The organism is Lysobacter niastensis, assembly GCF_015453285.1.
GTDB classification, from domain to species: Bacteria; Pseudomonadota; Gammaproteobacteria; order Xanthomonadales; family Xanthomonadaceae; genus Lysobacter_J; species Lysobacter_J niastensis.
In genome coordinates this window covers 23,824-36,749 of sequence record NZ_JADLZT010000002.1, presented here as the reverse complement: position 1 = coordinate 36,749, position 12,926 = coordinate 23,824, and the positions used below count along the sequence as shown (strand labels likewise).

Here is a 12,926-nt window from a genome sequence, read left to right as displayed (position 1 = left end):
GAATGACCACTATCAAGACGCCAAAGAAACTGATCGAGGTCGCGCTGCCGCTCGACGCCATTAACGTTGCTGCCGCACGCGAGAAGTCGATCCGACACGGTCACCCTTCCACGCTGCACCTGTGGTGGGCACGACGGCCGCTGGCGGCGGCGCGAGCGGTCATTTTTGCGCAGATGGTCAACGACCCTGGTTATCAGCAAGGCGGGGGCTTTCGCTATGGCGTCAATAAGGAGAAGGCGCAACTGGAGCGGGAGCGGCTTTTCAAGATCATCGAGGACCTGGTGCGTTGGGAAAACACCAACAATGAGGAAGTGCTGGAGCGTGCCCGCGCAGAAATTCGTCGTTCATGGCGCGAGGTTTGTGAACTGAACAAGGGTCACCCGCAGGCCACAGAGCTGTTCAATCCGGATCAGATGCCCGGCTTCCATGACCCGTTCGCTGGCGGCGGCGCGCTGCCTCTTGAGGCGCAGCGGTTGGGGCTTGAGAGCCATGCCTCTGACCTCAATCCGGTGGCAGTCATGATCAACAAGGCGATGATTGAGATCCCTCCGCGCTTCACCGGTCGCGCCCCAGTCGGGCCAGAGGTGGCAGTTGAAAAGGCCAGTCGCAAGAAGGCCACCAGGGACGTGTTCGAAGACTGGTCAGGTGCCCGTGGAATGGCCGAAGACGTGCGCCGCTACGGCTCCTGGATGCGTGCCGAGGCCGAGCAGCGGATCGGTCACTTGTACCCGCAGATCGAAGTCACCACCCAGATGATCGTCGAGCGACCCGAGCTCGCGCCGCTATTGGGCCAAAAGCTCACCGTAGTTGCCTGGTTGTGGGCTCGCACCGTCAAGAGTCCCAATCCGGTCTACTGCAATGTAGAGGTGCCGCTGGCCTCCAGCTTCATCCTTTCGAAGATGAAGGATAACGAAGCATACGTGCAGCCTGTGGTCGAGGGCGACCAATACCGTTTCACCGTGCGGGTCGGTGAGCCGCCGGCGAGTGCGGAGAACGGCACTAAGCTTGCACGAGGCGCAAACTTCCGTTGCCTGCTATCCGAATCACCTATCGAACCTGGATACATCAAGGCAGAGGGCTTGGCTGGGCGACTGGGTGCGCGGCTGATGGCCATCGTCGCTGAAGGCTCGCGAGGTCGAATCTATCTGGAGCCATCCGAAGAGCATGAAGCCATTGCCCGAAGTGCTGAGCCGACATGGCGCCCAGAGACGGCGCTGCCAGACGACCCACGCAACTTTTGGACGCTGAGCTACGGTTTGGAGAAGTGGGGTGATTTGTTCACACCTCGCCAGCTGGTGGCGCTGAACACTTTTAGCGATCTCGTAGGGGAGGCCATCGCCAAGGCAAAAGCGGATGCCATTGCCAGGGGAATGCCTGACGATGGACGAACGTTGGACCAGGGAGGTTCGGGAGCTACTGCCTATGCTCAGGCTGTCGGCGTTTACTTGAGCTTTTTCTTGGGGAAGCTTGCCGACAAGGGCTCAACGATTTGTACTTGGGATTCGGGGCCGGCATCGAACAAGACTGCGTCTGGTCGTTCTGCCCGGGTCGCAACAGTCAGGGTGACTTTTGGTCGCCAAGCGCTGCCAATGACCTGGGATTATGCGGAGGTCAATTTCTTCAGTGAATCCGTGGGGAGTATGGACACTGTTCTGAAGACGCTGACCACACCGCTTGACTACTTCCCGACAAAAGCCGTTTGTGGTTCGGCTAGTCAGTTTGACGCCCAGCGCCAGGGAATTAGTCAAGGAAAGTTGGTATCAACGGACCCCCCGTACTACGACAACATCGGTTACGCCGACTTGTCCGATTTCTTCTACGTTTGGCTGCGCCGATCGCTAAAGCCAATCTATCCGGGCCTATTCGCAACGGTTGCAGTGCCCAAGGCTGAGGAGCTTGTTGCCACGCCTTATCGCCACGGAGGAAAAAATTCGGCTGAGCAGTTTTTTCTTGACGGCATGACAGAAGCATTGCGCAATCTGGCAAAGCATGCTCATTTGGCCTTTCCGGTCACCATCTATTACGCGTTCAAGCAGTCTGAAACCAAGAGCGAGTCCGGCACCTCTAGCACCGGATGGGAAACGTTTCTTGCGGCCGTTCTCAAGGCCGGCTTCGCACTGACCGGCACATGGCCGATGCGCACCGAGATGGGCAATCGAATGATCGGCTCCGGTACCAACGCATTAGCCTCCAGCATCGTTCTCGTCTGCCGCCACAGACCTGCCGATGCGGCCACAGTGAGCCGTCGAGAGTTCATCCGTGAACTGAATGCCGTGCTACCCGAGGCGCTGGACGAGATGACTCGCGGGGGAGTCAATTCTCCCGTTGCGCCGGTCGATCTATCTCAAGCGATCATTGGGCCCGGCATGGCGATCTTCAGCCGATATGCCGCAGTGCTGGAGGCGGACGGCACGCCGATGCATGTAAGAACTGCCCTGCAGTTGATCAACCGCTTCTTGGCCGAAGACGACTTCGACCATGACACGCAGTTCTGCCTGCACTGGTTTGAGCAGCAGGGCTGGGCCGTAGGCAAGTTCGGCGAGGCGGACGTGCTCGCGCGCGCCAAGGGCACCAGCGTCTCGGGCTTGCAGGCAACCGGCGTTGTCGCCTCAAGCAAGGGTGAACTGCGCCTACTGCGCTGGGCCGAGCTGCCGCGCGACTGGTCGCCCGAAACCGACACCCGTCTGCCCGTGTGGGAAGCGCTGCACCACCTGATCCGCGTACTGAACCAAGACGGCGAGTCGGGCGCCGGTGTGCTGCTGGCCCGCATGCCGGCCCGTGCGGAGCCGGTGCGCGCGCTGGCCTACCGCCTCTACACGCTGTGCGAGCGAAAGGGTTGGGCCGAGGAGGCGCGCGCGTACAACGAGCTAGTGACCGCCTGGAGCGCCATCGAGCAAGCCGCCAGCGAAGCCGGTGTCATCGGCTTGCAGACTCAACTTGACATCTGATCGGGAAAGAACATGAACATGAAACCCTGGCGCGAGATCGCGGAGCCGCATTCGGATGTGCGGGAGGGCAAGTTCCAGCAAGCGGAGTTCGCGGCGGACCTGTCGCGCGTGCATGCGGGCACGGCCAATGAGGAATATCAGAGCCCGACGCTATTTTTCCAGCGCACCTTCATCACCGAAGGCATGCGGCTGCTGCTGGACTCGGTGGTCAAGCGGCTGGCCGGCAAGGGTGGCGACCCGGTGATCCAGCTGCAGACGGCCTTCGGTGGCGGCAAGACGCACACAATGCTGGCGGTCTACCACCTGGCTAAGGGCGCGGCGTCGGCGAGCGAACTGCAGGGCGTGTCGCCCATTCTCGACTCGGCCGGTGTGACTGAGCTGCCCAAGGCCCGCATCGCCGTTCTCGACGGCGTCGACATGTTGAGCCTGGCGAGCAAGCCGCGGGCCCATGCCGGCTGCACGGTGCACACGCTCTGGGGGGAGCTGGCCTGGCAATTGGGTGGCGAGGCCGGCTACGAGCACGTGAAGGACGCGGACCAGACGGGTACCGCACCTGGCAAGAAGGAGCTGGCCGATATGCTGGCTGCCAGCGCGCCCTGCGTGATCTTGATGGACGAGCTGGTGCGCTACGTGTCGCAGTTCGAAGAAGGCAAAACGCTTTCGGGCGGCACCTACGACACCCAGCTCTCCTTCGTGCAGGCGCTGACCGAGGCACTGAAGGCGGTACCGACGGCGGTGCTGTTGGCCTCACTGCCGTTCTCGGATCGCGAGGCCGGCAGCCAGCAAGGCGTCAAGGCGCTGCGCGCGCTGGAGCACTACTTCGGCCGTGTGCAGGCGCTGTGGAAGCCGGTGGCCACCGAAGAGGCCTTCGAGATCGTGCGCCGGCGGTTGTTCACTCGCATCAACGACAAGCTCGCGATGGAGGCGGCGTGCCGCGCCTTCGCCGACTACTACACCACGAACCGCGACGACTTTCCGCCGGAAACGCAGGACAGCAAGTACCTGGAGCGCCTGCTGCACGCTTACCCGATTCACCCCGAGGTGTTTGACCGACTGTACGAGGACTGGTCCACGCTGGACAACTTCCAGCGCACCCGCGGTGTGCTGAAGCTGATGGCCAAGGTGATCCACCGGCTGTGGAGGGACGGCAATAACGAGCCGCTCATCATGCCCGGCAGCGTGCCGCTGATGGACGCCGACACGCGCAACGAGGCGATCTACTACCTGCCTCAGGGCTGGGACCCGGTGATCGAGCGCGACGTGGACGGCGAGCGTTCCGAGACCTGGGAGATCGAGAACAAGGACACCCGGTTCGGCAGCGTGCAGGCCTGCCGCCGCACCGCCCGCGCCATCTTCCTGGGCAGCGCGCCCAGCACCTCGAACCAGCTGGTGCGAGGCCTGGAACTGGAGCGCGTACTGCTCGGGGTAGCCCAACCCGGCCAGCAGGTCAACCTGTACAAAGATGCGCTGCGCCGCCTCGGCGACCGGCTGCATTACCTGAACCACGCCAACAACCGCTTCTGGCTGGACACGCGCCCGAACCTTCGGCGTGAGATGGAGGAGCGCAAACGGCGCTTCCAGGACAAGGAGGACGTGTTCCCCACCGTCCGCGAGCGCGTGCAACGCAGCTTTGCCAGCGGGATCTTCGGCGGCATCCACATCTTCACCGGCAGCGGCGATGTGCCCGACGACTGGGCCTTGCGCCTGGTGGTACTCCCGCCCGACGCCGCCTACAGCAAGAGCGGCCAGAGCCTGGCCATCGATCGTGCGACCGAGATCCTGCGGAAGCGCGGTGACCAGCCCCGTTTCAAACAGAACCGCTTGATCTACGTGGCCGCGGACTACGACAGCGTCAGCCGGCTGAAGGACCACGTGCGTTCGTACCTGGCGTGGCGCAGCATCGTTGCCGACTACAAGGACAACCGCATCGTCCTCGATAACCTGATGGCCAAGCAGGCGACGGCCAGCCTGGAGCAGGCCGAGGAGACGGTGCGGCGGATGATCCGAGAGACTTACAAGTGGCTGTTGGCCCCGGTGCAGGAGGCTCGGCCTGGGAAGGGTTTGTCGGACGTGGTGTGGGAGCATTTCCAGCTCAACCCCGGCGCGCAGAACTGGTCGCAGGAGGTTGAGCGCGTGCTCAAGGAGAACGAGCTGCTCATTACCGAGTGGGCGCCGATCCACCTGGCCAAGGTGCTGAAGGACTGGTTCTGGAAGGATGATGCGAAGGAGGTCAGCGCCCTGAACGTGTGGCAGCAGAGCTGCCAGCAGCTCTACTTGCCTCGTCTGAAGGACAGCACAGTCTTTCAGATGGCGATGGCCGCGGGGGCGGAAAGCCGCGACTTCTTCGGCTTTGCGCAGGGCAAGGAGGATGGCCGCTACATCGGGTTCAGCTATGGCAAGCGCACGTCGCCGATCATGGACTCGTCGCTGCTGCTGATCGAACCGTTCGCCGCTGCGGCCTACATGGAACAGCTGCGCGCGGCCGAGGAAGCCTCTCGTGCCAAGGACGCCGAGGCTGGAGGCGGTGCAGCGACGACGAGCTTGCCCGCGAGTGGTGGCACCAACTCACGCGTCGAAGACTCGGCCAAGGGCGGCTACACGGCCGGGACGGGAGCGGCGAGTCAGACGGCCAAGAAGCAGTTCTACGGCAGCATCGAGCTCGACCCGTTCCTGGCCAAGAAGCAGTTCGCCGACCTGGTCGACGAGGTCGTCCAGCAGTTCACCATGCGCCCCGGCGCGAAGGTGAAGATCGCTATCGAAATTCAGGCTGAGTCGGCCTCCGGCTTCGACGACGGGCTGCAGCGTGCGGTAAAGGAGAACTGCAACACGCTGAAATTCAAGAGCGCGGAATTCGAGGCCGGTGAATAGCGATTCATTCAAGCCGAAGCCGCTGGGCGGCTCGGCTTAGCGTAGTCGTTAGCGGTCATGGCAGCTGGCGCCCCTCACGCGGCGTTTAGCAACACCGTGAGGAACCTGCGGCAAAAGCCAACCGTGTTTGGAGAACGAGTGGGTCGGGACGGACGGTGATTCATTAGGGAGAGCGCGTGCGCAAGCTGGGTGACGAGGTCATTTATTCCGCTACCGACGTGGTCAACTTCCTTGAATGCGAGCACCTGACTTCACTGGATCGCATCAACCTGGAGACCCCGCTCGAGCGGACCGCCGACGATCCGACGATGCGCCTGATCCAGGAGCACGGAATCCGGCACGAGCAGCTGTACTACGCCTCGCTCCAGGATGGAGGGAAAACAGTCGTCGATGTCAGCGGCCGAGGCGAAGGGCTCGACGATCAAGTCGCGGCGACCCGGGAAGCGCTCGCTTCCGGTCCAGATGTCGTCTACCAGGCCGCGCTGCGTGACGGCGCTTTCGCCGGCTATGCCGATTTCCTGGAGCGCGTAGACCTGCCGTCCGATCTGGGCGACTTCAGCTACGAAGTGGTCGACACCAAGCTTTCCAGAAGCCCCAAGGCCAAATACCTCATCCAACTCGCGTTCTACTCCGCGATCCTCGCAAAGTGGCAGGGGCGCATGCCCGAGGCGATGCACGTCGTGCTGGGCGATGAGGCCAGGTTGACCTATCGTGCCGCCGAGTACCTCCGCTATTACGAAACGCTTCGCAACCGATTTCTGGAAGCGCAACAACGCGACACGGGCGCAACCTACCCGGAGCCCTGCGCAAAGTGTGCGCAGTGTCCGTGGGCAGACCATTGTGATCAGGTTTGGGAGCGCGATGATCACTTGAGTCGGGTCGCCAACATCCGGCAGACGCAGATCAAGAAGCTGAACGCTGCTGGCGTTAACACTCTGGAGGCGCTGGCAAACCTGGGTGACAACGCGCATGTGCCCAAGCTCGCTGCCGAGACGCTGGGTGTCCTGCGGCATCAGGCCAGGCTGCAGTGGCAGGAACGCATATCCGGGAAGAAGGTGGTGGAGCTCCTGCCGATTGCGGAGGGGGACGGGCGCGGCTTCCAGCGTCTTCCTCCGCCCGATGAAGGCGATCTCTACTTCGATATGGAGGGCGATCCGCTGGAGAAAGGCGGCCTCGAGTACCTGTTCGGCGTTGGTTATCGGAAGGGCGAACACCTGGAGTTCGTCCCGTTCTGGGCGCACAGCCGCGAACAGGAGAAGGTCGCCTTTGAAGCTTTCATCGACTTCGTCGTCCATCACCTGGGCAAGCATCCAGACGCTCACATCTATCATTACGCCGCGTACGAGAAAACGGCGCTTGGCAAGCTGATGTCACTCCATGGCACCCGCGAACGCCAGGTTGACGACATCTTCAGGCAAGGACGGCTCGTCGACCTCTACAAGGTAGTCCGCGAAAGCATGCGCGTGTCAGAGCCGGGCTACTCGATCAAGAACATCGAGCACTTCTACCGACCACCACGGCAAGGCGAAGTCCAGAACGCGGGCGCGAGCATTGTCGTCTATGAGCAATGGCGCCAGACCGCCGATCCGGTGTTGCTCTCGCAGATCGAGGCCTACAACCGAGATGACGTCGAGTCAACCGCGGGTCTCCATGCCTGGTTGCTCTCGTTGCGGCCCGCAGAGACGTCATGGCGAAGCACATCATCTTCCATGGCGCCGGAGCCCCAGGGCGAAGATCAGAGAGAAAGTGTCGAGGACCGTCTCGCGCGGATGCGTTTGGCGCTGGACAACGTGGAAAATCTGGCGGAGACGGATGCTGTGGTAAGGCTCCTGGCGTCGCAGCTTCTCGATTTTCACCGGCGCGAGCAGAAGCCGCAGTGGTGGAAGGTGTTTGACTGCCAGCAGATGGACCTGCATGAGCTCATCGAAGACGGGGAGTGCATTGGCGGGATGACCCTGCATCCCGAGTGCAAGCCCTATCCGGAAAAACAATCGCTGGTCTACACCTTCGTCTATCCTGAGCAGGAGACCAAGCATCGCACTGGATCGCAGGGAACGAGGATCGACACCGGCAAGCAGGTTACTCTGCTATCCGTCGACGACAAGGAACGGGTTGTCCGCATCAAGGTCGGCAAAAGGTCGGATCCGCTGCCCGCAACGTTGAGCATCGGCCCGAAGCCGCCTGTGGATGACAAGACCTTGCGTGCGCGTGTTGAGCTATTCGCCGACAGTCTGCTCGCGAACGATGGCCGATTCTCGGCGGTCAAGAGGATTCTTGCCAAGGGACTACCAGTCATCGAGGGGGTTGAGGCTGGTTCCCCGCTAGTCTCCAATGACTTCGAAGCGAGTGACGTTATTCGAGTTGTCGCGGGAATGCAGCAGTCACACTTGGTGATCCAAGGGCCACCGGGCGCGGGAAAGACCTACACGGGCTCCCATGTGATCGCCGACCTGCTCCGGCGCGGCCATTCCGTCGGTGTCGCGTCGAATAGCCACAAAGCCATCCACAATCTGCTCGATGGCGTGGTCGATGTTGCTTGCGCCAAGGGCATAGCGCTTCGAGGATTCAAGAAGACCAGCTCGAGCAATCCAGACTCCCACTTTGACTCCAGCGTGTTCGACAACAGCGACAGGTTGGATGACTACGATCCCGCAACGCACCGCCTATTCGCGGGCACAGCCTGGGCTTTCGCTGGCCTGCCTGAAGACATCCAGCTGGACTACCTGTTCATTGACGAAGCAGGCCAGGTGTCCTTGGGAAACCTGGTGGCGATGGGAGTCAGTGCGCGCAACATCGTCCTGCTCGGCGATCAAATGCAGCTGAGCCAACCCATCCAGGGCGTCCACCCCGGGCGGTCAGGCGAATCCATCCTCGAGTACCTCCTCGACGGTCGGGCTACGATTCCGCCAGCTGAGGGGGTCTTCCTCTCACAGTCCTGGCGCATGCACCCGGCCGTGTGCCAGTTCATTTCCGATGCGGTGTATGACGGGCGACTGCGATCCGCCGGTGGTGCGGAGCGGCGGAACCTGGTGCTGGCCGCGGACTCGCACGCAGCGCTGGCATCGGCCGGGATTCGCTACGTTCCAGTGGAGCACTCCGGAAGAAGCCAGAGTAGCGAAGAAGAAGCTTCAGCGGTCTGCGCCCTCTATGCCAGTCTGCTCAAGCAGGAGTTCGTGGAAAAGGATGGGGAGCGTCGTGCCCTCGTCATCGCCGATATTCTGGTGGTCAGCCCGTACAACCTACAGGTGAACCTCCTGAAGCACGCACTTCCCGAAGGCGCGCGCGTTGGGACTGTGGACAAGTTCCAAGGGCAGGAGGCGCCAGTAGTCATCGTCAGCATGGCGACGTCGTCAGGAGACGAGCTGCCACGAGACATCGAGTTTCTCTACAGCAAGAATCGACTGAACGTCGCGATATCGCGTGCCAAGTGTCTAGCGTTGGTTGTCGCCAGTCCGCACCTGATGTCGATTCGCTGCAACACGCCGGAACAGATGGCCTTGGTGAACACGCTCTGCTGGGTAAAGGACTTTTCGGACGCTCAGCTGGCCGAAGGCTCGACAGGGTCGAGGGAAGCGACAATGGCGACTGCGTAGGTTCGAATCTGGAGCATCTGCGTACTTGGGTGCTGTTACAGCAGGGCGTGAGTAGTCGCCAAGCGAGTAAATTCTTACACGAGATGGCCTCATGTATGAGATGACAGAGGCAACGCGCTTTACCAGGAGCCATACGCAACAGCAGTGATGGAATAGTTCGAGAAGTGGGGGAAAAGCCTACGCGCACTTACCGTTTCTGTTTTCGCAACGGCAACGAAGTCAAATCTGTCATCCGTAAGCAAGCCGACGAGGGCGACTTCGTCGGCTTTTCATTTTTCTCAATAGGTCGTGACAAATGGCTACGTTTCACTGCGAAATTAAGAGTGGGCACAAAGGAGCTGCCGCAGACCACGCTGCGTACATCGCGAGGCAGGGGTGGCACTCCAAGCGAGGGGATCTCCTCTTCACCGGACACGGTAATCTGCCGCCGTGGACGAGCGATCAGCCAGGTTTGCTTTGGAAGGCGGCAGATCAATTCGAACGATCCAATGGAGCTGCGTACCGGGAGCTGGTCATCGCTCTACCACGGGAACTTGGAACCGAAGAACTCCGTTCCCTGGTGGCGAGGATGGTAATAGAGCTGGTTGGCAACAAGCCTTACCAGTACGCGGTGCATGCGCCGACATCATCCTTGGAGGGGCAGGACAATCCACATCTTCACCTGATGTACTCGGATCGTTTGCCAGATGAAGTTGATCGTCCCGCGGAGAGGATGTTCTCGCGCTACAACCCTAAAAACCCCGCGACGGGCGGATGCAGGAAGGACAATGCCGGTAGAAGCCGAGCGCAGCTCCGAGAGGACCTGATCGCGAAGCGCAAGGCAGTTGCTGACCTGCAGAACGAGTACTTGGCGAGGAAGGGCTGTTCAACGCGGGTGGATCATCGGACGCTCAAGGAACAAGGCGTGGCGCGTCGGGCTGAGCGCCATTTGGGGCCTGCGCGGATCAATGACATGTCCGCCGGAGAGAAAAGGAAGTACACCGCCTTGCGACGCAGAGCAGACGGCGATGAAGGCGGACCAACCGCGGTTTAACTAGGCATCACGCAGCGCGAAGGGGTAGTGGGCGCTCGGTGCTGAAGGCGCGGTTGCATCAGGTCGCCACCCAGGGCCGTGAGACACCTGAGCGCGTGTCGCGGAGGGAAAATGGGCTCCATCCTGCTACGTCGTAGCAGGATGGAGCGTCTCAGCAGCATCTACGGGCTAGTCTGACCTTGCTTGAAAGGCTCCGCCCCAGGCCAAGAGCCCTGCCAAGGCATGAGGTCGAGGTACCAAGTTCCATTCTTCTTGAACTGTCCCAGCTGGCCCCAGCCGATCAGGATGTCAATCAGAGGGTTCAGGATCGCATTGTCTCGCATTCGATTTGGTGCGCATCGCCTTAGCTCTGCTCGCGGCATGAAACGCCGCGGAATAGGGCCGTTTTGTCGCCGATGGTGCGTGATCCAGTCGTTGAGGAAGGTTGCATCCAGTTCTTCACTGATCTGTGAGACAAACCGACGCACGAAGTCTCGAGACGCTGCCTCGCACAGGGCGATGGCGGCGTAGAGGGAGCTCTCGTTGATGTCTCCTTCTTCACCCTCAAAGTAGTGAAGCAGCGCAGCAACGCGGGCGACATTCTGGGGCAGGCGTCCCGCATGTTCTGGTGCCAGTTCGAATCGGCCGCCAAGACGTCCGTCAGCATTGAGCTGCGCAGCGTACTTCAGCCAAAGCCGACCGGCAGACTCGTTGAACCGCATTACCTTCCGCTCAAACTGCGAGTCAGAGGCGGCGCCCAAATTCTGTTCCAAGAGCTCCTGGACCCGGTGTCCAAAAGCTTCCCGGCAAGGCTCTGGAATTGCCTCCTCTGGTGAAGGCATGGAGCTGTCGTCGGCCTCCACCACCATCAGTCTGGCCAAAAAGCCCACATCCCTGAGCTCCTCCCCAGCCGTGGAAAGGAACTTCTGCAGCCGTCCCGGGTGCACGAGCGCCAGCATGGTCAACCGGGCATTGTTCAGCGCGAAGCTCTTCGCGGTCTTTCGATGGATCTTGATGGACTCCCCCGACCAAAGTGCATTCAGGTTGGATGCTTCCTTGCGGACGATACCGTTCAGGATTTCACTGCCTTCGTAGGAAACGAGACCCGCCGACGGAAGTTCGTGGAGCCCAGCGAAGAGGGCCGGCCCGGTGGTGTTCTTGTAAAGGAAACCAGCGCCTGGCAGTCGATGACCGTTTGCAGCTTCGAAATTCTCGATGGACTGGAGGAAGTAGTTTCCAGCAGCGGATTTGCCAGCCGTCGCTCCTCCAATGCCAACCAGCATCAGTGACGTAGGAAAGCGATGACCATTGGGCGTCTCCACATCGCAAAGGTTCTGCATGGAGATCGCGATTGCGGCAAGGGCGCTCAGGTAGCCGAACTCCGGGCGACATCCCCTCGCCATCACGAACTCTGCAACCGCCTCCTGAAAGAGCTTCGTAGGCAGGGCACCGATCCGGACGGGCAGGGATTCGAGTTGGAAGGGCTGGTACTGGTAATGGACGGTCGCTTGGAACGGATTCATGCCGTCACCTCCCTTGCGTCCGCCTCGATTTCGTCAGCGGGATTCTGCGTCGCCTGGTTGTCACCCGGGCTGGGAACGAGCTGAGGAGGGGGCTGGATTGCCTGCCCGCATTGGTTGCACGTGACGACGTCGCCCCGGTCCTCGTAGGTCTTAGCCATCGAACTCAGAAACTCCTCGAAAAGAGCGGGGTAGAGTTTCAAGCCACCTTCGCTCAAGTGCTTCAGGATCGTCTTTCGTGGCACCTTCCGGGACATCGCGTGAAGGACGGCGGGATAGAACTTCTCAAATTCCTTCAGCTTGTGGTGTTTTGGGTCGCCACCCAGCGACATGAGCAGTCGGATGGCCTTTTCGGCACGAGTTTCCCTCGCCTCGCCGCACTTGGCGGCGAGGGTGTTGTCAATTTTCATGTTGGGTTTCCTTGATTAGAAGGAGGAGCGCATCTGGGCGCAGACTTCCAGGTAGGCAATCACGTCGCTCTCCCACCAGACGGAGGGGGCACGTTCGCTCGCCTGGCTGCCGAGCTTGAAGGGTTTCGGCATTTCGGGATCAAAACTGGGCGATGCGGGATTGAGGCGGGAGTACAGGGTGCTCTTGCTGATGCCCAGGATGCTGAGAACTTCCCGGAGGCGAATGGCACGGCGATTGGCCTTGTAGTCCCCGACTACCTCGAGCTGACGCACTTGCTCGAAGATCTCCTCGAGCCGCTGGATGACACGGGCTTCGATCAACGAACGCAGGAACTCAAAACCGGGCTCTAGGCCGTAGGGGCTGTTGCCATGGGGCGCGAAGCTCACGCCGACGTTCGCATGACCGGAGGATTTGTTCGCCCCGCGGTCGCCGTTGCGGGGGACAAGCTTGGTGTGACGATTCAACATTTCAGACTCCTTCTTAGGTTTGACGCTGCGACGCGGTAGTGCGCTGCAGTGCGAAGAAGTCTTTCCGGGGCCAGCAATCTTGACACTACTGTCTGCATGCAGACGGG

7 protein-coding genes are annotated in these 12,926 nt (G+C 61.0%); 4 read left to right on the top strand and 3 right to left on the bottom strand.

Going from position 1 to position 12,926, the window contains the following annotated elements:
* The first annotated feature begins 2 nt into the window (after nucleotides 1-2).
* The 4 genes from IU514_RS02880 to IU514_RS02865 all read left to right on the top strand — a co-directional run bounded on the left by IU514_RS02880 (nucleotide 3) and on the right by IU514_RS02865 (nucleotide 10,442).
* Nucleotides 3-2,948 (top strand): DUF1156 domain-containing protein, encoded by a 2,946-nt coding sequence (locus IU514_RS02880; RefSeq protein WP_194929586.1) that lies wholly within the window; start codon nucleotides 3-5, stop codon nucleotides 2,946-2,948.
* A gap of 12 nt (nucleotides 2,949-2,960) precedes the next feature.
* Complete coding sequence (locus IU514_RS02875) at nucleotides 2,961-5,816, top strand: ATP-binding protein (protein WP_194929585.1); 2,856 nt, start codon at nucleotides 2,961-2,963, stop codon at nucleotides 5,814-5,816.
* Nucleotides 5,817-5,992: 176 nt separating this feature from the next.
* Nucleotides 5,993-9,409 carry a TM0106 family RecB-like putative nuclease gene (locus IU514_RS02870; protein WP_194929584.1) on the top strand — a complete coding sequence of 1,139 codons (3,417 nt, stop codon included), beginning with the start codon at nucleotides 5,993-5,995 and terminating at the stop codon, nucleotides 9,407-9,409.
* Between the two features lie 295 nt (nucleotides 9,410-9,704).
* Nucleotides 9,705-10,442 carry a MobA/MobL family protein gene (locus IU514_RS02865; RefSeq protein ID WP_194929583.1) on the top strand — a complete coding sequence of 246 codons (738 nt, stop codon included), beginning with the start codon at nucleotides 9,705-9,707 and terminating at the stop codon, nucleotides 10,440-10,442.
* 161 nt (nucleotides 10,443-10,603) lie between these two features.
* Here IU514_RS02865 and IU514_RS02860 read toward each other — a convergent pair whose 3' ends face one another.
* Genes IU514_RS02860 through IU514_RS02850 form a run of 3 tightly spaced genes read right to left on the bottom strand, consistent with a single transcriptional unit; the run spans nucleotide 10,604 to nucleotide 12,819 of the window.
* Complete coding sequence (locus IU514_RS02860) at nucleotides 10,604-11,944, bottom strand: DUF3987 domain-containing protein (protein WP_194929582.1); 1,341 nt, start codon at nucleotides 11,942-11,944, stop codon at nucleotides 10,604-10,606.
* Entirely contained in the window at nucleotides 11,941-12,351 is a 411-nt protein-coding gene (locus IU514_RS02855) for a hypothetical protein (protein WP_194929581.1), read from the bottom strand. The genes IU514_RS02860 and IU514_RS02855 overlap by 4 nt, the downstream gene beginning before the upstream one ends.
* 15 nt (nucleotides 12,352-12,366) lie before the next feature.
* Entirely contained in the window at nucleotides 12,367-12,819 is a 453-nt protein-coding gene (locus IU514_RS02850) for a helix-turn-helix transcriptional regulator (protein WP_194929580.1), read from the bottom strand.
* Nucleotides 12,820-12,926: the final 107 nt, after the last annotated feature.